Origin of the sequence: Citrobacter sp. R4, assembly GCF_026719175.1 — a bacterium.
Taxonomy (GTDB): Bacteria; Pseudomonadota; Gammaproteobacteria; order Enterobacterales; family Enterobacteriaceae; genus Citrobacter_A; species Citrobacter_A sedlakii.
Genome location: NZ_JAPPSU010000011.1, coordinates 109,813 through 133,351 on the forward strand (window position 1 = coordinate 109,813; position 23,539 = coordinate 133,351).

At 50.2% G+C, this 23,539-nt stretch carries 27 protein-coding genes and 1 pseudogene; 17 read left to right on the forward strand and 11 right to left on the reverse strand.

Features of this window, described 5'->3' with window-relative positions; genetic code table 11:
- From OOJ60_RS19430 to OOJ60_RS19440, 3 genes are read right to left on the reverse strand one after another with little or no spacing between them, the layout of a single operon-like run.
- Entirely contained in the window at positions 1–774 is a 774-nt protein-coding gene (locus tag OOJ60_RS19430) for a hypothetical protein (RefSeq protein ID WP_001040059.1), read from the reverse strand.
- A complete protein-coding gene (locus tag OOJ60_RS19435; protein WP_001285478.1) occupies positions 767–1,909 on the reverse strand; it encodes a phosphoribosyltransferase domain-containing protein in 1,143 nt (380 codons plus the stop codon). Before OOJ60_RS19435 ends, OOJ60_RS19430 begins: the two co-directional genes overlap by 8 nt.
- Positions 1,910–1,918: 9 nt before the next feature.
- Positions 1,919–2,977, reverse strand: a complete 1,059-nt coding sequence (locus tag OOJ60_RS19440) for an ATP-grasp domain-containing protein (RefSeq protein WP_001035162.1) — start codon at positions 2,975–2,977, stop codon at positions 1,919–1,921.
- A gap of 323 nt (positions 2,978–3,300) precedes the next feature.
- Between OOJ60_RS19440 and OOJ60_RS19445 the strand changes: the two genes are divergently transcribed.
- The 8 genes from OOJ60_RS19445 to OOJ60_RS19480 all read left to right on the forward strand — a co-directional run bounded on the left by OOJ60_RS19445 (position 3,301) and on the right by OOJ60_RS19480 (position 9,742).
- Positions 3,301–3,882 carry a TerD family protein gene (locus OOJ60_RS19445; RefSeq protein WP_042634303.1) on the forward strand — a complete coding sequence of 194 codons (582 nt, stop codon included), beginning with the start codon at positions 3,301–3,303 and terminating at the stop codon, positions 3,880–3,882.
- Positions 3,882–5,039 (forward strand): TerD family protein, encoded by a 1,158-nt coding sequence (locus tag OOJ60_RS19450; RefSeq protein WP_001054787.1) that lies wholly within the window; start codon positions 3,882–3,884, stop codon positions 5,037–5,039. The genes OOJ60_RS19445 and OOJ60_RS19450 overlap by 1 nt, the downstream gene beginning before the upstream one ends.
- 22 nt (positions 5,040–5,061) lie before the next feature.
- Positions 5,062–5,517 carry a tellurite resistance TerB family protein gene (locus tag OOJ60_RS19455; protein WP_000007448.1) on the forward strand — a complete coding sequence of 152 codons (456 nt, stop codon included), beginning with the start codon at positions 5,062–5,064 and terminating at the stop codon, positions 5,515–5,517.
- A 22-nt stretch (positions 5,518–5,539) separates the two neighbouring features.
- Positions 5,540–6,580, forward strand: a complete 1,041-nt coding sequence (gene terC, locus OOJ60_RS19460) for a tellurium resistance membrane protein TerC (RefSeq protein ID WP_000255079.1) — start codon at positions 5,540–5,542, stop codon at positions 6,578–6,580.
- A gap of 48 nt (positions 6,581–6,628) precedes the next feature.
- Entirely contained in the window at positions 6,629–7,207 is a 579-nt protein-coding gene (terD, locus tag OOJ60_RS19465; protein ID WP_000116677.1) for a tellurium resistance membrane protein TerD, read from the forward strand.
- A 67-nt stretch (positions 7,208–7,274) separates the two neighbouring features.
- A complete protein-coding gene (locus tag OOJ60_RS19470; RefSeq protein WP_000301242.1) occupies positions 7,275–7,850 on the forward strand; it encodes a TerD family protein in 576 nt (191 codons plus the stop codon).
- 428 nt (positions 7,851–8,278) lie between these two features.
- Positions 8,279–9,520 carry a vWA domain-containing protein gene (locus OOJ60_RS19475; RefSeq protein ID WP_001053338.1) on the forward strand — a complete coding sequence of 414 codons (1,242 nt, stop codon included), beginning with the start codon at positions 8,279–8,281 and terminating at the stop codon, positions 9,518–9,520.
- A 90-nt stretch (positions 9,521–9,610) separates the two neighbouring features.
- Entirely contained in the window at positions 9,611–9,742 is a 132-nt protein-coding gene (locus tag OOJ60_RS19480) for a hypothetical protein (protein WP_000374059.1), read from the forward strand.
- A 578-nt stretch (positions 9,743–10,320) separates the two neighbouring features.
- On the opposite strand, the gene OOJ60_RS19485 is transcribed toward OOJ60_RS19480, so the two are convergent.
- The 6 genes from OOJ60_RS19485 to OOJ60_RS19510 all read right to left on the reverse strand — a co-directional run bounded on the left by OOJ60_RS19485 (position 10,321) and on the right by OOJ60_RS19510 (position 13,578).
- The gene (locus OOJ60_RS19485) at positions 10,321–11,934 is read right to left on the reverse strand and encodes an IS66-like element ISEc23 family transposase (RefSeq protein WP_000080193.1); all 1,614 of its coding nucleotides are present in this window, start codon (positions 11,932–11,934) and stop codon (positions 10,321–10,323) included.
- 30 nt (positions 11,935–11,964) lie between these two features.
- Entirely contained in the window at positions 11,965–12,315 is a 351-nt protein-coding gene (tnpB, locus tag OOJ60_RS19490) for an IS66 family insertion sequence element accessory protein TnpB (RefSeq protein ID WP_000624722.1), read from the reverse strand.
- Positions 12,312–12,737 (reverse strand): IS66-like element accessory protein TnpA, encoded by a 426-nt coding sequence (tnpA, locus tag OOJ60_RS19495; RefSeq protein ID WP_000422741.1) that lies wholly within the window; start codon positions 12,735–12,737, stop codon positions 12,312–12,314. The genes tnpB and tnpA overlap by 4 nt, the downstream gene beginning before the upstream one ends.
- Before the next feature lie 14 nt (positions 12,738–12,751).
- Positions 12,752–12,904 carry a hypothetical protein gene (locus tag OOJ60_RS19500; RefSeq protein ID WP_205613053.1) on the reverse strand — a complete coding sequence of 51 codons (153 nt, stop codon included), beginning with the start codon at positions 12,902–12,904 and terminating at the stop codon, positions 12,752–12,754.
- Positions 12,905–12,953: 49 nt separating this feature from the next.
- Complete coding sequence (locus tag OOJ60_RS19505; protein WP_000398480.1) at positions 12,954–13,145, reverse strand: DUF7706 family protein; 192 nt, start codon at positions 13,143–13,145, stop codon at positions 12,954–12,956.
- Between the two features lie 91 nt (positions 13,146–13,236).
- Entirely contained in the window at positions 13,237–13,578 is a 342-nt protein-coding gene (locus tag OOJ60_RS19510; protein WP_001151575.1) for a hypothetical protein, read from the reverse strand.
- 372 nt (positions 13,579–13,950) lie between these two features.
- Between OOJ60_RS19510 and OOJ60_RS19515 the strand changes: the two genes are divergently transcribed.
- The 9 genes and pseudogenes from OOJ60_RS19515 to OOJ60_RS19555 all read left to right on the forward strand — a co-directional run bounded on the left by OOJ60_RS19515 (position 13,951) and on the right by OOJ60_RS19555 (position 19,900).
- Positions 13,951–14,343, forward strand: coding sequence for a hypothetical protein (locus tag OOJ60_RS19515; protein WP_000341066.1), 393 nt, complete (start codon positions 13,951–13,953; stop codon positions 14,341–14,343).
- Between the two features lie 603 nt (positions 14,344–14,946).
- Positions 14,947–15,240, forward strand: coding sequence for a helix-turn-helix transcriptional regulator (locus OOJ60_RS19520; RefSeq protein ID WP_024136327.1), 294 nt, complete (start codon positions 14,947–14,949; stop codon positions 15,238–15,240).
- Between the two features lie 4 nt (positions 15,241–15,244).
- Positions 15,245–16,570, forward strand: coding sequence for a type II toxin-antitoxin system HipA family toxin (locus OOJ60_RS19525; protein WP_000088046.1), 1,326 nt, complete (start codon positions 15,245–15,247; stop codon positions 16,568–16,570).
- A 60-nt stretch (positions 16,571–16,630) separates the two neighbouring features.
- On the forward strand, positions 16,631–16,837 hold the full coding sequence (locus tag OOJ60_RS19530; RefSeq protein ID WP_000134171.1) for a hypothetical protein: 207 nt from the start codon (positions 16,631–16,633) through the stop codon (positions 16,835–16,837).
- Between the two features lie 101 nt (positions 16,838–16,938).
- A complete protein-coding gene (locus OOJ60_RS19535; protein ID WP_000985911.1) occupies positions 16,939–17,349 on the forward strand; it encodes a hypothetical protein in 411 nt (136 codons plus the stop codon).
- Positions 17,350–17,361: 12 nt separating this feature from the next.
- On the forward strand, positions 17,362–18,177 hold the full coding sequence (locus tag OOJ60_RS19540; protein ID WP_001572439.1) for an HNH endonuclease signature motif containing protein: 816 nt from the start codon (positions 17,362–17,364) through the stop codon (positions 18,175–18,177).
- 253 nt (positions 18,178–18,430) lie between these two features.
- A complete protein-coding gene (locus OOJ60_RS19545; RefSeq protein WP_001043843.1) occupies positions 18,431–18,856 on the forward strand; it encodes a hypothetical protein in 426 nt (141 codons plus the stop codon).
- Positions 18,857–19,309: 453 nt separating this feature from the next.
- Positions 19,310–19,531, forward strand: a pseudogene (locus OOJ60_RS19550) (type I restriction-modification system subunit M N-terminal domain-containing protein); the annotation flags it as partial.
- A 69-nt stretch (positions 19,532–19,600) separates the two neighbouring features.
- Positions 19,601–19,900 (forward strand): hypothetical protein, encoded by a 300-nt coding sequence (locus OOJ60_RS19555; RefSeq protein WP_001572440.1) that lies wholly within the window; start codon positions 19,601–19,603, stop codon positions 19,898–19,900.
- A 312-nt stretch (positions 19,901–20,212) separates the two neighbouring features.
- Here the strand turns inward: OOJ60_RS19555 and OOJ60_RS19560 are convergent, their stop codons facing one another.
- Together OOJ60_RS19560 and OOJ60_RS19565 are read right to left on the reverse strand one after the other, a co-directional pair.
- Positions 20,213–22,252 (reverse strand): ATP-dependent helicase, encoded by a 2,040-nt coding sequence (locus tag OOJ60_RS19560; RefSeq protein ID WP_032192809.1) that lies wholly within the window; start codon positions 22,250–22,252, stop codon positions 20,213–20,215.
- On the reverse strand, positions 22,249–23,103 hold the full coding sequence (locus tag OOJ60_RS19565) for a hypothetical protein (protein WP_074149649.1): 855 nt from the start codon (positions 23,101–23,103) through the stop codon (positions 22,249–22,251). Before OOJ60_RS19565 ends, OOJ60_RS19560 begins: the two co-directional genes overlap by 4 nt.
- Positions 23,104–23,539: the final 436 nt, after the last annotated feature.

Genomic DNA, 23,539 nt, shown 5'->3' on the forward strand with positions numbered 1-23,539 from the left:
TTAATTTTCTCCAAAAATTCGCTGTGAAATGGCATCTGCAAACTGACTCTGACGCGGGATGCCAAACCAGCTGCACAGTTTCATAAAACGATGATCGCTCAGGCTGTCGCCCAGGCCAATTACGGGGAAGACTCCGCGTTCAGCCCGAAGTTTTTCAAGCAGCCATCTGACTGCCAGCCCTTTCTCAACCGGGGTGGGAAGCCAGGCCACGTTATTACTGTTGCGGTGGATGTAGAAGCCCTCGGTCGGAAACACCGTTTCTATCTCATCTGCAATGGCATTAAGCTCGTCAAGGCGGGTGCTGTCGCGGTGCTTCATCACCATATAAACCGCCGTTTCACCGTATTCGAAGTTCAGCCTTGCCCAGGCATTGATCCCTTTTGCGTCCATCATTTCAGTGATCAGACGCTGCATCGATGTCAGCTTTTCCTGGTAGGGAGCCAGCTGGCCAAGCATATGGGCCTTCCACTCCTCGTCGGGTTTGCCTTCAGGCGTGAGAATGACGGCCCCGTGCGTGGTGATTGCCCAGGAGTGGAAAGGGATCCGGACGCGGCTGATTTCTTCAGTTCCCCGGGCGGTAACAGGTATGAGTTCAGCCTGCTCCAGGAGCCAGTCCACCAACATGGACTGTTCTTCCGTCATAAAGCTTCGTGGATTCAGGGTGCGATCAACGGCACCGGTACGGAATGGCTCCAGGGCCAGCTCGTCCACCATTTTACGACGGGTCTGAAAGAGCGTGTCGTCAAGGTCGCTCAGAACAACGGGTTTATTCATAGGTAACAATCTCCACGACGGGCGCAACCTCAGCCAGGGCTTTAAGAAGCTGCGTGTCAATACTTTCTGCGGGTGTCTCAGTACACACAAGAATACGGTCAAACTGCTGGTGGGCGACGTTATAGACAAAATTGGGGATGCCCAGCCCGTAGTTATCCGTAAAGGAAATGGCGGACTCAATGGCATAACCAACGGCGATAGGGGAGCGGGTGGTCGAACCATAAAGTGCCTGTGCTCCGGCAGCTTCGAGCCGTTCAGCAAGCAGGAACGGCTCCCAGACGAATTCCCCGGTCCCGAGAACCAGAATACGTTCCCCCTTGCGGACGGAGACCTCATGGCCGAGATCGGCCGCAGGTGCGAGCATCCCCAGTCGACCCCAGGACTGTTTTCCCAGGATGTCCCATTCTCCGCGTGAAGTTACGTTGACTTTCGGCATGTCCGGGACAGGTGCATCAGGTAATGGGGTCCATCCCCACTGACCGCTTACAAGCGAAACCGAAGTGACGGGCAAGGATGTGCGCTCCGACAGGGCGTTGCTACTCCAGTCGGTAAGCGTAACGGCGATAACCTGTTCAATATGTTGAAGCTTGCCGGTATTACGCAGGGCAGAAAGCAGGTTAATAAAGGTATTACCGGTGGTTGCCTCGTCATCAATCAAAACCAGCGTTCGTGCGTTGGTAACACGACGTCTTTTCTCTTCATCATCTGGCAGATAGATCAGATGATCGGTGGCGTGGCTGTGTTCTTCCTTGAACTCGCAAAGTAACGTGCCATCAACCGGGTGACGGGTAGAGGTCAGATAGACAGATTCACGATGCTGGTGGCGCACTTCATCAAACACACCGGCCCCTAGCCCAACGGCGGTTTCAGCCATACCGATAAAAAGTACGGGCCCTGTCAGCGTTGCGGGGAACTGGCTGGCAAGCTGTCTGTAGGCCTGCCGCATGACTGAGGGTGGCACGGGAATGTGCCTGCCGAGTACTTTGCTGACAAACAGAAAGGCGCGTTTCGGGTTACGTCTTTCAGCGATATCAAACAGGTCATCGAGCGAAACATCACCCTGGTCGCGGGTTACCTGTATCGTACCGCATGAGAGGGTACGGCGATAAATCATATCTTCGAGGGTATCAGACATAAACACGCCTTAATTCAGATGGTTAGAGAGTGATTCCGGGTAAACGATGACATCTGTGATGGATCTCACTGCAACCGGAGAAAAGGTATTTCTGGCGCTCTGGATCACCGCATCTTCAGACATCAGACCGAGCTTAAAGGCAGCAAACAACCCGGGAAGGTTCACCCCGCTGTGAAGGGTATAACCCACCCCGCCTGACGGACGCATGTTGGTTTCAAGCAGCACCGGGTTGCCATTCACATCGTTTCGCGTCTGAACATTCACCAGCCCGTCGGCCTTCATAACCCGGGCGCAGTCACAAGCCAGTTCCCAGGCGCTTCCTTCGTTTACCAGATACTGGATAGCCCCTTCCTTACGGCGTCCCACGGCTGCGAGTATTTCGCCCTTATCCGCGAGGATATCGACGGAAAATTCCGGGCCTGGCAGGTACGGCATCAAAACAAGGGGTTTAAACGACTCAGAAGCCGATGCTGCTGCAATATACTGTTGCGGACTGACCAGACGATGTTCGGGATGATTAAAGACGGCCATGGGCGAAGCACTGTCATCAAAGCGCCAGAATCCCATGCCATAGATACCCGTCACCGGCTTCACGCATACCGGGCTGTCCGAGAACGGCGGGGCCGCGAGGTGCGTCTTTAATTCTGCCAGCGTATTCACCCGCCAGGACGGTACGACCGGGAGCCCGTTTTGCTCCATAAACTGAGCAAAAGTAACTTTTTCGTCAGCCAGAGTTAACCAGTCGACGCCTGTTGCACCGGTAGTAAGGGTGGCTCCGGTCGATTCAATGGCTGAACGGTGTTCTTCAAACCACTGGCTGTTACGGCCAGTATGAATATGGTGGATGCCGTAGGTCTGAATGGTTTCCTGAATAAACTGAAGACGTTTTTGAGGATCTTCAGGTTCAGTCAAAGAATAATCGGCAACGGAAAGAATTTCATGTCTTTCGTTACGGTGGGAGGCAAATACGGTAATAGCAAAATTATTTTTTTGTGCAAATGATTTTACCCCCTGAATAATATCTCGCTGGGAGGACAAACCTTCCATAAACCAAATTTTCTTGTTCATTTTTTTTAATTATCCGGAACGCCATGCAAATTTATGATTGAGAAGTGAGTCTATGAGTGTCTACGCTACATGTCAATCATAATATGATTAATAACTTCAGTGGTTATGGAGTGCGTCAGTGTTTTTTTTAGTGCCTTATAACGTATTGATATTTAAATTAAAAATAGAAAAATGAACACCATGAAAAGGATTTATTTTTGTGTTTTTGAAGAAAACTACCAAAATTTCCCTTGTCAGAGAACTTCATCATGATATGATTTTCTTCGTCAGTTACTAAATATACCTTTGATTGTCTCGGTCATTACCATTTTAAGGAATAAAACATGGTTTCATTAAGTAAGAACCAGACGGTATCACTCAGCAAAGAATCTTCAGCATTAAGCCAGCTTCAATTCGGTCTCGGTTGGGATCCGGTTAAGAAAAAAGGTCTTCTTGGAGGATTGTTTGGAGGCAACGACTCAATCGATCTCGATGCTGGCTGCGTATTAATGGACAGCACCGGTAAAACAATTGACACCATCTGGTTCCGCAAACTGGAATCCACCTGCGGCGCTGTTGTGCACAGTGGCGATAACCTGACCGGTGAGGGTGACGGTGACGATGAGGTGATTAAGGTCAACCTCTCCCGACTGCCTGCAAACGTTGAATACCTGGCGTTTACGGTAAACAGCTTCCGTGGTCAGTCGTTCAATGACGTCGAAAACGCGTTCTGCCGCGTTGTCGATCAAACCGGCAAAGAGCTGGCTCGCTACAAGCTGACTGAGCAGGGCTCACATACCGGGATCGTTATTTCTTCGCTGCGCCGTAATAACGGCAACTGGGACTTTACCGCCCTTGGCCATGCCTGTCGCGGCCGCACAATTGACGATATGCACTCCGATATCGTTTCAGCGGTTATTCGCTAATGAACCTGACGCCGGGGGGCAATGCCCCCGTTCCAGCCCAGGAGTTGCGGGTCCGGATCACCTCGGGCGGCCAGGTGGATGCTTCGGCGTTTCGCCTGTATGCCGACGGGAAGGTGCAGGGTGATGCGGACATGGTGTTTTATGGTCAGCCACGTAACGATGATGGTACCGTCAGCCTGGTCAGTGAAGGCCAGTACTCAACCTTTACTGTCGCGCTCAACCGGCTGAAACCTGATGTCCAGAAAATTGCGTTCACCGTGACCTGTGACGGTGGGCAGACGGTGTCCGGTCTTCGTAATCTTTCCATCGACGTGGAGCAAGGGGCTACCGGCCTGGTTAGCGGCAGTGTCGAACTGAGCGGCCGTCAGGAAGCAGCCTTAATTCTGGGTGAATTTTACCGTCGTAATAATGACTGGAAATTCCGCTTCGTTGCGCAGGGGTTCAACGGTGGACTTAAACCGCTGGCAGAGCATTTCGGCGTAAATATTGCCGACGAACCGGCTCCCGCAGCCCCGACTCCTCCGGTTGTAACCCCTCCGCCAGTTGAGACAAAAATCAGCCTGAGCAAGGTATCGCTGACAAAAGAGAAGCCTGCAATCAGCCTGACCAAACGGGATAACTTCGGTGAAATCCGGATCAACCTGAACTGGCACCGGGGCAGCGGCAAATCAGGCTTTGCAGGCATGTTCGGCTCCAAAGGAATCGACCTGGATCTGGGGGCCTTTGTTGAGCTTCAGGACGGGTATAAATCGGTCATTCAGGCGCTCGGTAATGCATTCGGTAATTATCGCGATGAACCGTATGTTCAGCTCAAGGGCGATGACCGGACGGGTGATGTATCAGACGGCGAGTGGCTGCATATCAATGGACGTGAATGGAAGCATATCCGCGAAGTGCTGATTTACGCCTTTATTTATGAAGGTGTTCCCAGCTGGGACAAGACTGATGGTGTGGTCACCATTCATGTGCCGGATCAACCGCCCATTGAGACCCGCCTGACCGAAGGTGAAAACCGTCGCACATTGTGCGCCATTGCCAGACTCGTAAACGAAAACGGCGCAATTAAAGTCGAGCGAATTAACCAGTACTTCAAAGGCCAGGACGAAATGGACCGGGCATTTGGCTGGGGATTTCGCTGGAGCGCCGGTTCTAAATAACACAGCAACAAAGGAAACAGGTATGAGCTTTTTCGACAAGGTAAAAGGTGCCATTAACTCTGGCCGGGACGAACTGACCCGCCAGGTTGGTCGTTTCAAAAACAAAAAATTTATGCACGGCACCGTTGCTGTATGTGCCCGTATTGCCGTATCGAGTGACGGCGTGAGTTCGGAAGAAAAGCAGAAAATGATGGGCTTTCTTCGCTCTTCAGAAGAGCTGAAGGTCTTCGATACCAATGAGGTGATCGAGTTCTTCAATAAACTGGTTTCAAGCTTCGATTTCGATGTTGAAATCGGCAAGGGCGAAACCATGAAATACATCCTGGCGCTGAAAGATCAGCCTGAGGCCGCTCAGCTGGCCTTACGTGTTGGTATTGCCGTTGCGAAAAGTGACGGTAACTTCGATCAGGACGAGAAACTGGCCTCCCGCGAGATCGCTATCGCGTTGGGCTTCGACCCGGCTGAATTTGGCCTCTGATCCACATCCCTAAGGGTAAAATATGGTTTCCACACACATCGGCTTCCCGACTGAAACGGTCATTGTTTTCATTGCGCTTTCAGTCGGTGCCATCTTTATTGACCTGTTTATGCACCGTGATGACAAGCCCATTTCCCTGAAGAGTGCGGCGCTCTGGTCCGTATTCTGGGTTGTGGTTGCGATGGCATTTGCCGGTTTCCTCTACATCCACCACGGTGCTGAGGTTGCCAGCCTGTTTGTAACGGGTTATGCGCTGGAGAAAGTGCTGTCGGTCGACAACCTGTTTGTCATGATGGCCATCTTCTCCTGGTTCGCCGTTCCTGATCGTTACCGCCACCGTGTTCTCTACTGGGGGATCATTGGTGCCATCGTCTTCAGGGGCATCTTTGTCGCCATCGGTACGAGCCTGCTGAGTCTGGGGCCGTATGTTGAAGTTGTCTTCGCTATCATCGTCGCCTGGACGGCGGTCATGATGCTTAAAAGCGGTGATGACGATGATGAAATTGAGGATTATTCCCAGCATCTGGCTTACCGCATGGTTAAACGCTTCTTCCCTATCTGGCCGAAGCTCAGAGGTCATGCTTTCCTGCTTAACCAGAAGGAAGTGGATGCCGAACTGGCGAAACCAGAAAACAGCGATGTCACCATTGGCCGTGGTAAAAAGGCGGCGCTGTATGCGACCCCTCTGTTCCTGTGTGTGGCCGTGGTTGAACTCTCGGATGTTATGTTTGCGTTTGACTCGGTACCGGCAATCATTGCCGTCAGTCGTGAACCGCTTATCGTCTATAGTGCCATGATGTTTGCTATCCTGGGCCTGCGTACTCTGTACTTTGTCCTTGAAGCACTGAAACAGTACCTGGTTCATCTGGAGAAGGCCGTTATCGTGCTGCTGTTCTTCATCGCGGCAAAACTGGGCCTGAATGCGACCGATCACATTTGGCATCATGGTTACAGCATCGCGGCGACAACCAGCCTGTATGTTGTACTGGGTGTTTTGGCGCTGGGCATTCTCGCAAGCGTCATGTTCCCGGGCAAACCTGAATCTGAGGAAAAGGGGAGCTGATCCCCTGAAGTGTTAACCTGAACAATTACTAATCGAAGAGGTTATTTTATGAGTGTTTCTCTTTCCAAAGGCGGGAACGTCTCCCTGAGTAAAGCAGCTCCGTCAATGAAAAACGTCCTGGTGGGCCTTGGCTGGGATGCGCGTTCAACAGACGGTCAGGACTTTGACCTGGATGCTTCAGCATTCCTGCTGGCCGCAAATGGCAAAGTGCGCGGCGATTCAGATTTCATCTTCTATAACAACCTGACGTCATCTGACGGTTCCGTAACCCATACCGGTGATAACCGTACCGGTGAAGGTGATGGTGATGATGAATCGCTGAAAATTAAACTGGACGCCGTCCCGTCTGATGTTGACAAGATCATCTTCGTTGTCACTATCCATGATGCTCAGGCTCGTCGCCAGAGCTTTGGTCAGGTATCCGGTGCGTTTATTCGCCTGGTCAATGACGATAACCAGACTGAAGTCGCTCGCTACGATCTGACCGAAGATGCGTCCACTGAGACTGCCATGCTGTTCGGCGAGCTGTATCGCCACAATGGTGAGTGGAAATTCCGCGCAGTGGGCCAGGGTTATGCTGGTGGTCTGGCATCTGTATGTGCTCAGTACGGCATTAACGCGTCCTGATCGAAAAGTAACTTTTCACCCGGGGCTGTTAATGCAGCCCTCATTCAACTGTTTGCAGGAGCTAAAAATGGCAGTTTCTCTCGTAAAAGGCGGCAACGTATCTCTGACCAAAGAAGCACCAACCATGAATATCGCTATGGTTGGCCTCGGCTGGGATGCCCGTGTAACTGACGGTCAGGCTTTTGACCTGGACGCTTCCGTGTTCGCAGTAGGCGAAGACGGTAAAGTGCTGTCAGATGCGCATTTCATTTTCTTCAATAACAAAACCAGCCCTGATGGCGCGGTAGAGCACCAGGGCGACAACCGTACCGGTGAAGGCGACGGTGACGATGAGCAGGTCAAAATCGATCTGACCAAAGTCTCAGCAGATATCAAAAAACTGGTGTTTGCCGTTACCATCTATGATGCAGAAGCGCGTAAACAAAACTTCGGCATGGTGAGCAACAGCTTCATGCGCGTTTACAACAACGACAACGGCACGGAAATTGCCCGTTTCGATCTGTCTGAAGATGCCTCAACCGAAACCGCTATGGTCTTCGGTGAACTGTATCGTCATGGCGCTGAGTGGAAGTTTAAAGCTGTCGGTCAGGGCTTTGCCGGTGGCCTGGCGGCTCTTGCCTCCCAGCACGGCGTTAACATCTAAAACAACGCTGAATCATACCCCGGCAATGCCGGGGTTTTTTTTGGTTGCGATCCGCTTTCAGGAGGGAGTAGTAGAAAGGGGACTGGAAATTTCAGAAAGCAGGTCATGTTAATTCAGACCTGAGCCTTTTAAAGGCAGGAAACGGATTTATCTCTGGTTGCTGGTTAAAGCCGGTATTCCGTGCCTTTTATCAACAGAATGCCCCTCTGATATATGTTACTTTTGCGGTTTATGAAGGAACGGGATCTGGAACATAAGATACCCGGTCAATCAAAATTCCAGTTCAACAGGTATAGAAACTTCAGCGTGATGAAATATGGTGTCACACCATATATACGCCTCACCAGAAATCCAGCGTCCTGAACTAAGCCTGGGGAACATATATAAGCGCTGCGCTTTAAAAATAATCAAAAATCAGGAGAGTTAATGTGAATCTACAATCCGGACAAAACATACCGCTTCAGCAATCTGCGATCAGGCTGAATCTTCAGTACCCTGCCAAATCCGGCTTTAAAGGCGAACCCGATACCTGCCTCTTCCTGCTTAATGCTCAGGGAAAGGTAACCGGCGATTCTGACTTTATCTTTTATAATAATCTGTCTTCTCCTGAAGGGGCAGTAAAGCTCGTTACCGGTTCTCAGCAGTCCAGCATTGAGATAGCACTGGATCGTGTTCCGGCGAACGTCAGTAAGATTGCGATCACCGTTGTCATTGATGGTGAAGATACTATCAGTGGGCTCAGTTTATTGAGCATTCAGGCTCCTGGTATCGCTGATTTTCAGGCTGAGACTCAGGGCCGCAGTGAGAAAGCAATCATCCTGGGTGAAGTATATCGGCACAATGGCGCCTGGAAGCTTCGTGCGCTCGGGCAGGGTTTCAACGGTGGTCTTGAGCCTCTGGCCATTAGCTTTGGCGTTGATGTCGCACAGCCAGCTCCGCAGCCAGCAAAGCCCGCTCGTATCAGTCTGGAAAAGAAACTTGAAACCAGATCTCCGCGCCTCGTAAGCCTCGCTAAAAAAGCCTCGGTCAGTCTCACTAAAAATAAACTGGACACCCTTGAGGCAGCGGTTGCATTTGTACTTGACGCATCCGGCTCAATGAGTGGCCAGTTCAGTAAGGGCAACGTTCAGTCTGTGCTGGACCGCATCGCCGTTCTTGCCGCCCAGTTCGACGACGACGGTGAAATGGATGTCTGGGGATTTGGAGAGAAGCACAAGAAGTATCCAAACGTCACACTGGACAACCTGGACACATATATTCAGTCCATTCGCGGGTCTGGAAAGCGTTCAGCCTGGGAGAACCTGCCGGGACTTGGTGGGACAAACAATGAGCCCCCTGTGATGGAAGAAATTGTCGACTACTTTAAGGACTCGAAAATCCCGGTATATGTTGTATTTATTACCGATGGCGGGATCAGCAAGACCCGGGCGATTAAAGATGCAATCCGGCGTTCTGCCAACTACCCCATCTTCTGGAAGTTTGTCGGCCTGGGTGGTTCAAGCTACGGTATCCTCAAAAATCTGGATGACTTTACTGACCGCCGGGTTGATAACACCCACTTCTTTGCCATGGATGATTTCGGTTCGATCAGCGATGAAAAGTTATATGATAATTTACTGGAAGAATTCAGACCGTGGATCGATGAAACAAAAAGGTTAGGCATCCTGTAATACGCACAGTTTTCGCATGGTTAAAGGAGCTCTACAGCAGCTTAATACTGTAGAGCCTTTGTTCACTGGAAATCGTACAGGGAGGAGCATATGGACCGCATCAAGTACCTGAAATGGATAGCTGAAGAATCACCAACTGATGATGAAATCGACAACTACGATAGTATCATTAGTCGGGGCGCAGAAAGGGCCGAGAAGGTTCAGTTGTCTTTAAGACGTTAATATACGGGAGTTTAAATGTTCGCAGAAATCAAAGATAATTATTCGTTAGGTGGATAAAGAAAGGTTGCCATTACCAGCTTTCGACGAGTCGAAAATAAAAACCTTATTTATAGTGACAGGGAGTATGAGCTGACGCTTGCCAATGGAACAATAATTAAAAATGTACTTAGAAAAGAAGAGTGGGAACTGTTAGAAAGCAATTCAATTAAGGTTATATTATAACGAAAATATATTTACAGTTTTGGATAGGTTTCAAACAAGTCCGGACATTTGTACCTGAAGTATCTGACATTACAGTTAAGTGACGATTATGTCAGCACGTCTGTTGCTGGCAGCTTAGCTATCGGTCTAAAAGCTGATCCATTAATAATTCTTCGTAAAGCCCAGAGGTATCGGGCTTTATTACAATATCCGTTATTTCGAAGCGTTCAAGTACAAATTGCAGATATTCCGGAGTAACGTAGTAGGGATCAGGTTCAGCCAGATTAGTATAGAGTGGGTCTTCTGCTGCATTAATGTCATAATCAATGCACATATGAAACCACTGCGTAAGCGTCAACGGAGCACCGTATTGACGCTTATTTATTGGTGAGTACTACGTTCCATGGCAGGAGTTCATCAACTCGGTTGGAAGGCCATTCCGGCAGTACGCTCAGGATATGGCGCAGATACGCTTCAGGATCGATACCGTTCAGACGGCAGGTGCCGATCAGCCCGTACAACAGTGCTCCACGCTCGCCGCCGTGATCGCTGCCAAAGAACATAAAGTTTTTCTTTCCGAGACAGACTGCACGAAGCGCTCTTTCCGCAGCATTATTATCCGCCTCCGCCAGACCGTCATCACTGTAATAACAGAGGGCATCCCACTGATTCAGTACATAGCTGAACGCTTCGCCCAGTCTGGATTTTTTCGACAGCGTACCATTCTTCTCCACCATCCATTCATGCAGCGACGTCAGTAACACTTTGCTTCGCTGCTGCCTGACGGCAAGACGCTCTGACTCCGGTAATCCCCGTATTTCATCCTCGATGGCGTACAGTTCACTGATTCGCTTCAGTGCTTCTTCTGCCGTCGCACTTTTGCTGCTGATGTATACATCGTGGATTTTTCGCCGGGCATGGGCCCAGCACGCAACTTCTGTCAGTGCACCACCTTCACGTTCTGCACTGAACAACCTGTCGTAACCTGTGAACGCATCCGCCTGCAGGATACCCCGGAAGGGGCGGAGGTGTTGCTCCGGGTGTTTCCCCTGCCGGTTCGGCGAGTACGCGAACCAGACCGCTGGAGGAGATGACGAACCCACATTGCGATCATCCCGGACATACGTCCAGATACGCCCTGTTTTCGCCTTTTTCTGACCCGGTGCCAGTACCTTTACCGGTGTGTCATCAGTGTGAATCTTGCGGGTGTTCATTACATAACGGTACAGGGCATCATTCACCGGTGTCATTAACTGGCAGCACGCGTCAACCCAGTTGGAGAGTAAGGCCCGGCTCAGTTCGACACCCTGGCGGGCAAAGATTTCACTCTGACGATACAGTGGCAGATGTTCGCAGTATTTTCCCGTTAACACGCGGGCAAGTAATCCGGGGCCCGCGATACCACGCTCTATCGGGCGGGACGGCGCCGGTGCTTCAACAATACAGTCACATTTTGTACAGGCTTTTTTTACCCGTTCTGTGCGGATCACTTTCAGGGCACTGCTCACCAGTTCCAGCTGTTCAGCGCTGACTTCCCCCAGATAATCCAGCTCACCGCCACACTCCGGGCAACAGCTTTCTTCTGGCTCCAGGCGGTGTATTTCACGGGGAAGGTGTGCCGGTAACGGACGACGATGGCGCGACTGTCGCAACTGGCGGGGAACCTGAGGATCGTCTTCCCGCCCACTGTAACGATCGCTGTCCTGTTCACGTTGTTTCAGCAGAGCCTCAGCCAGTTCAACTTCACGACGCAGTTTTTCAGAACGGGTACCGAACAGCATCCGGCGCAGTTTTTCTATCTGAGCCCGCAGATGTTCTATTTCCCGTTCATCTTCTTCGATCTTTTCTTCGGCACGTGTCAGTGCAGAGCGCAGGAAGGCTTCCGTCTCTTCAACCAGACTCAGTTGCTGGTCTTTCTGACGGAGGGCTTCAGCCTGCTCAGAGAGCAACCTTTCCAGCTCTGCGATGCGAATGAGGTATTTCTGACTCATGACCGTTTTTATAATGCGGTCAGGAGTTTTTTACAACATTGTCAGTGAGTTACGGCTGGATGTTTTTGGCTGACGCCAGTCCAGCTTATCGAGGAGCATTGCCAGTTGCGAGCGGGTAATGGATACCTTGCCGTCACGTACCGCAGGCCAGATAAACTGGCCTTCCTCCAGGCGTTTGGTGAACAGGCACAGACCATCAGCATCAGCCCAAAGAATTTTGACGGTGTCACCCCGTCGGCCACGGAAGATAAACAGGTGACCGGAGAAGGGATTATCATTCAGCACATGTTGTACCTGTTCTCCCAGTCCGTTGAAGGATTTACGCATATCGGTAACGCCGGCAACGAGCCAGATACGGGTACCTGATGGGAGTGAGATCATCTTCCCCTCCCGGTCAGTTCACGGATCAACACTGTGAGCAGCTCTGGCGATGGATTTTCCAGCGTCATGTTACCGTGACGGAATTCCACCTTGCAGGAACTGGCACTGACTCTGGTCTGAGTGGAAGTGGATAAAGACGGCGCAATGGCCGCCACAGGTTCTTTCTGCTCATCCGGCGTTATTTCTACAGGTAATAATTCAACGCCAGTGTCAGAAGAGGTCGTTACCGGAAGACGCCGCGAAACACGCCCTTCGTTCTGCCAGAGCCTGAGCCATTTGAAAATAACATTATCATTGACGCCATTTTCACGTGCAATCTGTGCAACACAAGCTCCAGGTTGTGATGCCAGTTCCACCATACGAAGTTTGAATTCATTCGAATAGTTTTTACGAGGTTCTTTTCGCCAGTCCTGTAATTCCATACTTAGATGTCCGTCTATATCAGATGGGCGTCTAAGTTACCAATTCTCGTCTGATGGCTACATACGGCGGTCAGTTTACGCTTACACCACTGCAAAGGTGGATCCCAGCCTAACATCACCTGAACAATTCCCTGATTGCTTTTCACCTCATACCAGTGCTGGCTCATACTTAGTCCTTAAGAAAATTTGTCATCGGAAAATAACACGAAGCCTGCATCATCGAGGCGCATAACCTTCTTCCCTTAACGCCTGTTGTAATTTATCAACTGCGCTTTTCATTACCCAGGCTTCTTCGTCACTCACAGCACAACCACGTAGATCGCTCCAGCTCAGACGTTTAACAAATTGAGCAAGGGCCATAGTTTCGTTCTCATCAAGCCGCAAACTCAGTGTCTCAATACCTTCCACTATCTAACCTCCCTTATAATGAAAAATGGCGCTTTACTTCTGACCAGATGCCGAAGCCTTGAATGCAGCCGGAACTGTCGTTGTTTCTACTTTACAGAAATGGAATTAAAAAGTGGTGATGCTGGGCACGTTTCTTTTCCAGCCGGGGTTTAAGCCAGAGCTGAAACTCATTCAACTTCTCAGCAGCCAAAACCGCTTCAACGGGGAAAACTTTATATTTACCCTGTTGCTGAGGTTCACCCAGCCATCGCCTGATGGCTCCGTCAGTCCATAAACGAGTCTCTTTTAGCCTAGTTACAGTGACCCATTTTCTGGACCATTCATCAAATTGTCGCTGGCGATCCCGATAACGTTGTTCTTCCTGCTGCCGAAGCCACTCGCGATCAACAGCAAATTTTCGGTATCCAACAAAGAGCCCTTGTACTTTGGCCATGTCATATTCCGGTTGCTTAGAGTTACTCATTCAACCAAAACCTAAACGTCGATACAAACTCTGTTTCATAACCAGGGTTTTATCCTTACCGCGACAGTAAGTAACAGGGGCTGCATAAACCGGTCATTTAGTCCGTTATGCAAAAATTATTGAGGATCCGGGCTGTTAAACTGTTCTTCCTCTTTCGCTTCCGGTGAAAAGGGGAGGTGTCACCCTGCGAGCCCGTGTAGTGAAAGGGATTCGTCTTAATACAGGCCAAAGGCTAACATGACCGCAAAGGACGCCCGGGCGACCGGATACCTGCCGGGTTGTGCGATGTAAAATCCGGAAGCAGTGATAACACAAACAGGCCCCTACAGCGTAAGGATTGTGATGGACGATAAAGAGCAGTTTACGAATCTTGTGGCAAAGCATGCCTCCGGACTCACCGAAGAGCAGCTGGCCGGGTACGATGCCTGTTCCCTGGATGGTGAATGCGTCACGCCTTCATACGAGGTTTTCCGGGGGTATCGTACCCGCCACACACTGGATGAATTTCTGGAGATGGCCATATCGCTGAATGCCATCCACCCGGATGAATATTTAACGGATATGCTGCTGAAGCCTCATGAGGTGATCGGCGCTCTGGCCGATGAAGGCGACCAGCTGAACAACGCCACCCCGGTTTATTTCTTTCCGGATACCGGCGTCTATGCAGCGGCCGTTAGTGAAACCCGGGTGCTCGATGCCTGGCTTTGCTGGCCATGCTACCCGGCGAACTGGTAACGCGGCCGTTGGAATTGCACCGGCCGGATACGAATTTAACCGACCCCGTGGCGGGAAGGCTATCAGAGTTGCATGTCCTCATCCCTCAAGCCCCCTGCCAGGCCCCAACGTGCTGTCAGGCTTCGCCTGATTCCCGATCTGCGCCGATACTTCAGCCGATAACTTTTTGTTTTCTTTTTATTTTCTTCCCATTTCCTCAAAAATCGCGGGCGGCGTGGACAGGGCACCATTGCCGCATGTGGGGTCTTAATAAGGGCAGGGTGGTCAGTTTTGCTCGATGCCAGGGTTAGGCCCTCCCCTTCATGGGATGAGGACATGCAAGTAAGCTAACTATCTGAAATGACGAAGGTTCATTTGGTGAATGTCGCTTCATATTAATGTTGTGTCACTTATGATCGTATGTAGCTGGTTGCAAAGAGGAGCGATGAGACAATAAAGTTGTATCGCTAACAAGATTTATGCTGCCACATAGTAACAGCCTAAAAGTTGTACGCCCTATTTAACAGCTTTTAGGCTGTTAATTTGATATTACAGCTTTTAGGGTGTATGTTTAGGAAACAGCCTGCAAGGTGTATCAGAGGAAACTACTGAGGCCAGCTTATGATCAATAATGATTACCCGTTAAACACGCTCAACCAGCTGCGTCCCTTGCTCATTGGTTTTCGCAAGGCGAATGGCCTGACGCAAAAAGACCTGTCCGAAAGGTTAGGCGTCACTCAACAGACATACTCACGTCTGGAAGCCAACCCTGCCAGTGCGAGCATTGAACGGCTATTCAAGGTGTTTTCCATCCTGGGCGTAAAAATCAGCTTCTCCTCGGCAACCACCTCTTCAGAGAGGAAGCAGACGGAAGAAATGCTTAAATCAAACTCACCTGCACGACAGGAGGATTGGTAACGATATGAGCCGGAAACAGCAACGTCTGGTAATTTGGATGAACGGCATCAAAGTCGGGTACTGGGAAAAAAGCAAAGGGGTAGACAGCTTAGAATACCTTCCTGAATGGGTTGCTGACGAACAGGGAAGGCCGCTGTCATTGTCCCTTCCTTTTACTCCCGGGAACCAGGTCTGGCGTGGAAATGTGGTACGTGACTATTTTGATAATTTACTGCCGGACAGCGAAGGCATACGCAGACGTCTGGCAATGCGTTACAAGGCCGATAGCCTGGAGCCTTTTGATCTGCTGACGGAGCTGGGAAAAGACTGCGTGGGCGCGATACAGCTGCTTCATGACGGAGATGAACCCACTGATTTATATTCCGTGAAGTATCACCCGCTTACTGAATCAGAAATTGCGGCAACTTTGCGTAATACCACGGAGACATTGCTACCGGGCAGGCCAGAAGATAACGACGACTTACGTTTATCTATTGCCGGTGCTCAGGAGAAAACAGCCCTACTGTGGCATGAAGATCGGTGGTGTATGCCGGAGGGTAATACACCAACGACGCATATATTCAAGCTACCGCTCGGACTTGTGGGGAACATGAAAGCCGACATGAGCTCGTCGGTTGAAAATGAATGGCTCTGCTCGGTACTTCTCGGCCAGTACGGGCTCCCCGTGGCAAGAACGCAGATTGCTCACTTTGAAGATCAGAAAGCGCTGGTGGTAGAACGTTTTGACCGAAAATGGTCAGGAGACGGACAATGGATCATTCGTTTACCCCAGGAGGATATGTGTCAGGCCCTGGGCGTTTCGCCATTACGAAAATATCAGGCGGACGGCGGGCCAGGTATATCGGAAATTATGGAGGTTCTGAGTAATTCAGACCGTGCTGAGCGTGACAAAGCGCAGTTTTTTATGACGCAGATAATTTTCTGGATGATGGCCGCAACAGATGGCCACGCTAAAAATTTCAGTATTTCTATTGGGCCACAGGGACGTTATCACCTTACACCAAACTATGATGTGTTGTCGGCATGGCCGGTGATCGGTCATGGGAACAATCAGATATCCTGGCAGAAGTGCAAACTGGCGATGGCCGTACGTGGCAGTAGCAACTATTACCAGATATATCGAATACAACGACGCCACTGGATCAGGCATGGTGAGATAACCGGCCTGAGTAAACAGCAGACAGAGGCGATGATAGAGGAAATCATCGCCAGAACCCCGGGTGTCATTGAACGTGTTAGCGGGCTTCTTCCGGACCAGTTCCCCCAGCAGCTTGCGGAAAGTATTTTTGATGGAATGAGGCAGCAATGCAGGCGCCTGGCTGAGAAATGACAGCCGCAATTTATAGTGTGCATGTTTTCAGAATAGCTGATGTAAGCGTGAGGATTCAGTATGACTGAAGAACAAAAAAGAATAGAGCGGGCTATTGAGTTGGCTTGTCGTTACGGCGGAACCGATGAAATGCATCATCTGCAATGGGTCGTGGATCAGATGGTAAGAGAACTTGCTGGAGAACGTTATGCACAGATTGTAGCTGATGCCACCAGCGGAGAAGATGGGCCTGATACTTACAAATGGAGTGTTGGGATCGCGCCTTAACAGCTGTCGGTCTGGGGGTGAAAACGTATTCTTCATTCAGCGAATTCCCAGGCTTCACATTAAGACTAAAGCGGCGGCCGCAGTAACGTAAGAGAAAATAAATGGCTATTTTAGCAATCATTGCAGTTATCGCCCTGGGTGGGTACGCCTACGGATTTATTAAAACCCGTGAGCTGAGCGCTTTGCGTAAAGAAATGAAACTATACGTGGATCGCATGGAAGCGGCGGAGCTGGACTTACACGCAATCAGAAGTGTAGCGGAGCACCGGTTGCACGGTGCAGGTAAACAGTTTGCCGACCTTTACAGCCGTATCGACGGTGCAACTGTGACGCTGACACCCGAAGATCAGCTGTTACTGGCAACGATGCCATTTAATATTCAGGATGTAGAAGACATCGTAAACGAGCGCGGTCCAAAGACAATTAGCGGCCGTCCATTCTGGGAAGTTGAGCCAGGCCCGCATGATTATGAATATGGCCCGCAATATCCGTATTTCCCAGACCAGCGCTAGGAAGAGATCAAGATGAGAGAGCCAAGACCACGCCATACCTTGCAGGTCATTCGTGTACCTTCTCTGGAGGTTCAGGACCTGGGGCTGACCAGCTTTGATAGCTGGCTTGACGAGCACGGGTATGACAAAACGAATGCCAGAAATAACCGTACCATCTGGGCGAGAGAAGGCGGATGGCATCTGAAACGTTGCAGAAATCTTGAAACTGGCACGGACGATTTCTGGTTTATCGCTTTCGATGGTAAAGGCGGGAAGATTTACCCGCTGAAAACCCAAAGAGACTACCGGGCTGCATATCGTAAGCTGGAAGCAGAAGGTTATGCGCCTGCGGTCATCGAGCAAATGACCACAGGCGCAGCATATAACCTGGCCTATCCACGTTCCACCCTAAAACAAGCTGAGACGGCCACCAGCGAGCCAATTCGGAAACCTGACGTAGATATCCAGGGTGAGCACTGCGAGCGCGTAGTGACGCAACGTAGTGGCGTGGCACAGGGTAAATTCAAAGCTCTGCTCATCGAGAATTTCGCAGGCCGTTGTGCGGTAACCGGTTGGGTTAATGGAGGTGTCCTGGATGCGGCACACATTGAACATGGAACCCGGTACAATCCGTCTAATGGCATCCTGATGACTCCAACAATGCATGCGCTGTTTGATGCCGATCTTATGGGCATAGATCCGGCCACCCTGACCGTTCATTTTAAGCCAGGCATTGAGGTGGGCGAGCTGTTTGAAGGCCGTAAAATCACACCGCTGGTGTACGATCTGGACTTAGAGCGGCTGGCCGTACGCTGGGCAGAATACCAGGGCCTTGCTCAGGACCAATGAAGGGTGACAGCCAGGTTGTGCCTAAACCTGGCAGTAAAACCTGCATGCCACAAACCTTTAAATTCTGACTCAAGAGCCTGGCACAAGATAAAAGCGAAATGAAAAGGTTAAAACCGGTGCACCAGACCTCTTAGGTTTAATACCTGAGCCAGTATACTGGCAGTCTCAGGTAAGTGGGTATCATACACTTCAGAAATATCCACACCGAGATAACCGCAACAGTTAAAGAGCTAAAAAGGACGGTTTTAATTTTATGAATAAAACAGCTTTAATTATGATTCTGGGAATCCTCGGATGTGGTAAAGCATTTGCAGCCACTGAATTACAGCTCCAGCAAAAACGCGTTATGCATTTCTGTGCCAATGCCAGCCTTCCGTTGTTGATTGCCGGTACAACTTATGCGAATACGTCTGACAATGGACGACCAGAAAAAGAAAGAGTGGCAATCCTGAAAAATTCAGTTGCAAGCTCGACAGCTTATAAAATGGCATCTCCCGGAGTTCAGATGGCCATGATGAGCGTGGTGGAAGATATTGCCGATCCGAAAGAATTAGCTCTACATCAAAAAGAAGTTAGACGTCTTGGGGCTAGTTATCTTTCCGACAGCGGTGTTTCATGGGCTTCAAAAACTGTTTCACCATTTACAGCCTGGTGTAACTTTAACCGTTTAGAAAGTTAAGGCTGGCAAGGCGGTTCCTGTTCAGGAAAGTTACTTTCCGTGCGGGGACCGTAAGATACAGATAAAGCTTAAGGCCTTTGAATTTTTGGAAAGCATTTGAAAATTTCATTGCGCTTGTCTGATATGAAACAGCCCTGCATTTCTGCAAAGGCTGAAAGAGTGTGTACGGACTTTGGAAGGAGTGATGATATACGCCTGAGCCATCCCATCACCGCAGACAGGGTAATTAACCCTGACTAAAGCTTTCACCTATTCCGTCGCTCGCAAGCGGCTTTCGCACACTAACGAAGGTATGGCCTTTCGTCGGTGTTAAATTTTTCGGCTATTTGCAATCTGAGGTTGGATTGTAGATTTTAGTTAGAAATGGATCAAAGTCCGTTTTGTGCAAAACTTGGTTGACAACCCTCTTTTGGATGATGTGCCGTTTCGTGCAAAAGTTGGTTGGAGGCCAAGATGGCAGAGTTCGTAGGTTCGGCTGCTTCGCAAGCTGATTTCATTTGGAAGAACGCGGAAGACCTGTGGGGGGGGGATTTCAAGCATACCGACTTCGGCAAGATCATTTTGCCGTTTACCCTGCTGCGTCGATTGGAGTGCGCACTGGAGTCTACACGGGAAGCATCGCTCGATAGCCAACCAGCCACGATTGAGTTCTTAGAAGCAGAGTTCAGTGTTGATTTCGATGCGCTGCTATCTTGACCGCCAATCAGACCCGCATGGTTCAGGTTTGTGTATGAGAGTCCCCAAATGGCTGTAGTTCTAACCAAAGCCTTGATTGAAGCCGGCCGCACCGGAAATAGTGGGTACAGAAAAAAGCAGTTGCTTGCGCTGGGCGTAAGTAACCCGCCGAAAAGCGGCTGGATCGAACGACTGATCGGCACTGAGGTATCTGACGAGCAGTACGAACGCTTTCTGGGGCACAGCACGAGCAAGCTGCATATTCCGGTCGAAAATGAACACCTATTCCGGTTTAAAATGAACGCTGATTCCGGCTTGCGTGTACACCGATTCCGGACACCTCAGTGCACGTACTCTGATGTCAGATGAACCGTCCTGTTCCAACGTCTTGGATCCACAACTGCCGCGCTGCGCTTGGCTGCTGGCTTGTTCAGTGAGTCGAAAAGATGCCTCCCCTCAAAGCTCAGCTTCTGCTCGAAGAATCCCTGTCCGCATACTTTCCGGAATCACTGTTCAACTTCACCGGAATACGCACAAGCAGGCTGAACAGATCCTACGCGGAGAGCAGCCAGCCAAGGGGCTTCAGTATGCAAAGCGAGCGAAGAAGCTCGCTTCTGAAAGAAAAGCCACAATTGATCTGGATAACGAGCACCTGTCTGAAATCGAAAAGTATCGGTAGCCCTAGACTTTTAGCCGCTGAAGATCTCTTAGATACCATTGGTGAAACTTGCTGAAGTCAGCCTTCTGTTTCTCTACCGTGCTTTTATAGATCGCATCACTGGTAACCGCACAAGCAGTCCAGCCAGCCTCATAGACGAAGCGAGTAGCTATCGGTGACTTCTTCGGGGTGCTATCCCAGCGGTTTTTGAGCCACCGCGCAAGCCCTTCATCAAGAGGGACAACCAGATTTAGCTGCTGTTTTGTGCGAGTGATACCGACATAAAACAGCCGACGTTCCTCCTCGATTACCTCTTCGGTCGGAGGGGTGTTCATCGATGTGCGAACGCTGTAAACATCATCGGGTTTGCCGCCAGGAAATTCCTGCTCATTCAGCCCGACCAGTATTACGTTATCCCACTCCAGCCCCTTGGAACCATGCAGTGTGGAAAGGATGAAGGGATCGCAGTCAGTTGCAGCCTCGCCTGGATTCAAGATAAGGTTTAAAAACGTGCGGGAATCGATCTTACTGGAGACAAGTAGCTCCTCGATCCTCTTGACCCCTCGTTGCTGGTCGTTCGATCCAGTGCGAGTTACACCCTCAGAGCCAACACTATCAATGAAACCCTCCATACGCAGGCGTAGTAACACATCGATAGCAGGCGTTTCCTCTCCGTCTTTCTGGCAGATAGTGGCGAGCCTGCCCAGCCGATCTTTTTGGTTTTGTGCGCCCTCGAATAACTGGCCTAGAGCAGACCATAGGTCGGCGTGCGGAGCCATCAATCCACTGAGCGCCGCTTTGAATTGCCCTTTCTGCCAGCTAAAACCAGCCTCCTTCAGAAAGCCGTAAACAATCGCTTGTTTGTTGGGATGGTTTTCCAGTAGCCGCAGATCGCCGTACACAGACAGCAAGACGCCAACTACCAGTATCCCGATTTCAGTGCGGGTGTGTAATGCGCTTGAACCATTGAGGTAGCGATAAGGTAGCCCACACAGGCGTAAAGTAATTTCCGCCTCAGCAAGGTTCGCCTTAGTGCGGGACAATATGGCTTGTGTTCCACTGCTCACCGAGAGGTTTGATAGCACCTTGGATAGGCAGTTATCAAAGTGCAATCTGACCTCTGTTTTGGGGGTGCTAGGATGACTGACACAAAGCTTGGTCAGCTTTGTAGAGTTGCGCCGAATTACCGAGTTAGCCATCAAGGAAAGCTCATGGCCAAATCTGAACGTGCATGACAGTTGAAACACCTTCGTATTCGGGTAGTGCTTTTCAAACAGTCCGCCGATAAAGTCTGGTCGAGCACCACGCCACTCATAAATACACTGGTTAACATCACCAACAGCCATAACTGACGTATCCGACTTAGATAGCAAGCGGGTCATGTCATGCTGTATCAGGTTAACGTCCTGATATTCATCAACAATGATGTGCTTGAAGTGGGCACCAAGGCTGCTGTCATTACGCAACAGTGCGACAGCCTCAACCAAACAGTCATCAAAGGTTCGCAGACTGTTTTCCTCCAGCAGCTCACAATAGCGGCCATAGGCGCGAATAAACTCCCGTTTGATGTTGCTGAACGTTGGATCATTGGCAGCATCAACAGGAGTTACGGCCGCCGCCCGGCAGCGAGCAATAAACAGCTCGAAGTTTTCAATTTCATTGGGGTCAATAAAATTCGCCTCATGGTCAAAGCCATAGCAGTAGGCTTGCTTTACCAGTTGCTCATAGCGGTAGTCGCTTGGAGTAATGAGGTCTTTCTTCTTGATTATCTGTTGGCGTTCTCCGTAACCAACAATCTTTAAGGCCAAGCTGTGGAACGTGCGGATTTCTGGAATCACGCTCGACATCAGTGCCGTCTTCAACTTCTCCGTGAAGCTCACCTGCGCCGACTTGTTGTACATCAGGATCAGAATGGAGCGAGGATCAGTTCCCGTCTTGACCAGCCGCTCAACGCGCTTTACAAGTATGGTTGTTTTCCCGCTACCAGGTACGGCTTTTACCAACGCATGTCCGGTGTCATGGCTGACAATACTTTTCTGCTCCCAAGTCAGTCTTTTTGTCATGCCTTAACCTTGTAATTGGCGCACTGACGGGCCTCGGTGTAGGGAACGATCTTTGCTTTACTGTGACATTGCAGATAGCCATCCTCCCATCGGCCTGCTTGCTCGCACATAATGCAGTTGGGAAATAGTGAATGAGGATCGGCGTGACGGATAAAAGCTCGTAAGTTATCTGCCAGCTCAGCGGCCCCTAACGATCTAGGCCATGTGTTCACGTCAGAATTGATTGTTAAATCCACTTCAGCGAGCGGCATCGTTTGTTCGTTGAGTCGGCCGGAACCACTTAAACTCCAGACAGACATATCCACGTTACCTACTGAGCAGACGCCGCTACAGGTGTCCACAGATTGAAACGGGGGAAGCCAGTTGAATACTCTCAGGATCTTCTCCTTGATCGAGTAGGCCCCGGTAAGCAACATCTGAATATCAGAGGCAGATTGGACCTTAAACTCAAGAATCGGGATACCGGCTTCGATCTTGTCTTGAGAGCAGGGGTGTGTGACACAAATCTCTACGTAGCAACGCCTTTCGCCAGTCGTATCATACAACATCACGTCTGGTCGCAGCCCTGTGACCTTATCGTGTTTTTCCAGCTCTGCCTGATCGAAAAATTGAGTCAAGTTGTAGCGTGCAGGCACGGATTTTACGCACTGACGTGCTTCGTCTCTAACTAAGGCTAAATGAGGACCATTACAGGCAACCCGGCGCTCCAGCTCAAGGCTAATAGGCATTTCACGGCTGAGAGCTTGTTGGTAGCGATAGAAGAATGCTTCTTTGCCGCACTTGTGAAGATAGGTTTCAAGGGCACAGCATTCTTCCGAATGGCGAAAGTGCTTAGCGTTGAACTCGCCCATTACCGGGGTCAGGGGGCTCTTACAACCTGGGCAGGTGTAAGTATGTGAGCGCAGGGCAGCGCCAATGTGCGTGAGGGTGCCCTCGTCGTCTAGCGCGTAAGCGTATTGTATTGAGCTGGATTGAGTTGTCATGACTGCGTAGCCTCCCAAAAAAATCCAGCTAAGAACAGACCTTACGACAGGGAAATGGTAAGTAGTGCTTCTTGAAGCAGTCGAGTGTACAGCGGCTCAGTGAAAAAGCTAATCGCCCGCTCAACAACCTAGTGATACTGGTGCAGATTCGACAATGAGTTAATGCCCGGAGAGCATCTGCAAGACTTCTAGCTGGAAGGCATTCCAACCAGCCCTCGCTTCTGAAAAGCCGTCAGGAAACGGTAAAATCCAACCAAGTGAGCAACTTCACTTGATCAAAGATCTAAGGCTAGAATGATGGAAT

Bases quoted from the DNA above. Each gene is read 5' to 3' on its own strand.
- OOJ60_RS19485 (WP_000080193.1), bottom strand. From the start codon at position 11,934: ATGAGTCAGAAATACCTCATTCGCATCGCAGAGCTGGAAAGGTTGCTC.
- tnpA (WP_000422741.1), bottom strand. From the start codon at position 12,737: ATGGAATTACAGGACTGGCGAAAAGAACCTCGTAAAAACTATTCGAAT.
- OOJ60_RS19535 (WP_000985911.1), top strand. From the start codon at position 16,939: ATGGCTATTTTAGCAATCATTGCAGTTATCGCCCTGGGTGGGTACGCC.
- terC (WP_000255079.1), top strand. From the start codon at position 5,540: ATGGTTTCCACACACATCGGCTTCCCGACTGAAACGGTCATTGTTTTC.
- OOJ60_RS19530 (WP_000134171.1), top strand. From the start codon at position 16,631: ATGACTGAAGAACAAAAAAGAATAGAGCGGGCTATTGAGTTGGCTTGT.
- terD (WP_000116677.1), top strand. From the start codon at position 6,629: ATGAGTGTTTCTCTTTCCAAAGGCGGGAACGTCTCCCTGAGTAAAGCA.
- OOJ60_RS19565 (WP_074149649.1), bottom strand. From the start codon at position 23,103: ATGGGCGAGTTCAACGCTAAGCACTTTCGCCATTCGGAAGAATGCTGT.
- OOJ60_RS19515 (WP_000341066.1), top strand. From the start codon at position 13,951: ATGGACGATAAAGAGCAGTTTACGAATCTTGTGGCAAAGCATGCCTCC.
- OOJ60_RS19450 (WP_001054787.1), top strand. From the start codon at position 3,882: ATGAACCTGACGCCGGGGGGCAATGCCCCCGTTCCAGCCCAGGAGTTG.
- OOJ60_RS19470 (WP_000301242.1), top strand. From the start codon at position 7,275: ATGGCAGTTTCTCTCGTAAAAGGCGGCAACGTATCTCTGACCAAAGAA.
- OOJ60_RS19500 (WP_205613053.1), bottom strand. From the start codon at position 12,904: ATGAGCCAGCACTGGTATGAGGTGAAAAGCAATCAGGGAATTGTTCAG.
- OOJ60_RS19525 (WP_000088046.1), top strand. From the start codon at position 15,245: ATGAGCCGGAAACAGCAACGTCTGGTAATTTGGATGAACGGCATCAAA.
- OOJ60_RS19540 (WP_001572439.1), top strand. From the start codon at position 17,362: ATGAGAGAGCCAAGACCACGCCATACCTTGCAGGTCATTCGTGTACCT.
- OOJ60_RS19445 (WP_042634303.1), top strand. From the start codon at position 3,301: ATGGTTTCATTAAGTAAGAACCAGACGGTATCACTCAGCAAAGAATCT.
- OOJ60_RS19480 (WP_000374059.1), top strand. From the start codon at position 9,611: ATGGACCGCATCAAGTACCTGAAATGGATAGCTGAAGAATCACCAACT.
- OOJ60_RS19440 (WP_001035162.1), bottom strand. From the start codon at position 2,977: ATGAACAAGAAAATTTGGTTTATGGAAGGTTTGTCCTCCCAGCGAGAT.
- OOJ60_RS19430 (WP_001040059.1), bottom strand. From the start codon at position 774: ATGAATAAACCCGTTGTTCTGAGCGACCTTGACGACACGCTCTTTCAG.
- tnpB (WP_000624722.1), bottom strand. From the start codon at position 12,315: ATGATCTCACTCCCATCAGGTACCCGTATCTGGCTCGTTGCCGGCGTT.
- OOJ60_RS19455 (WP_000007448.1), top strand. From the start codon at position 5,062: ATGAGCTTTTTCGACAAGGTAAAAGGTGCCATTAACTCTGGCCGGGAC.
- OOJ60_RS19555 (WP_001572440.1), top strand. From the start codon at position 19,601: ATGGCTGTAGTTCTAACCAAAGCCTTGATTGAAGCCGGCCGCACCGGA.
- OOJ60_RS19545 (WP_001043843.1), top strand. From the start codon at position 18,431: ATGAATAAAACAGCTTTAATTATGATTCTGGGAATCCTCGGATGTGGT.
- OOJ60_RS19435 (WP_001285478.1), bottom strand. From the start codon at position 1,909: ATGTCTGATACCCTCGAAGATATGATTTATCGCCGTACCCTCTCATGC.
- OOJ60_RS19510 (WP_001151575.1), bottom strand. From the start codon at position 13,578: ATGGCCAAAGTACAAGGGCTCTTTGTTGGATACCGAAAATTTGCTGTT.
- OOJ60_RS19560 (WP_032192809.1), bottom strand. From the start codon at position 22,252: ATGACAAAAAGACTGACTTGGGAGCAGAAAAGTATTGTCAGCCATGAC.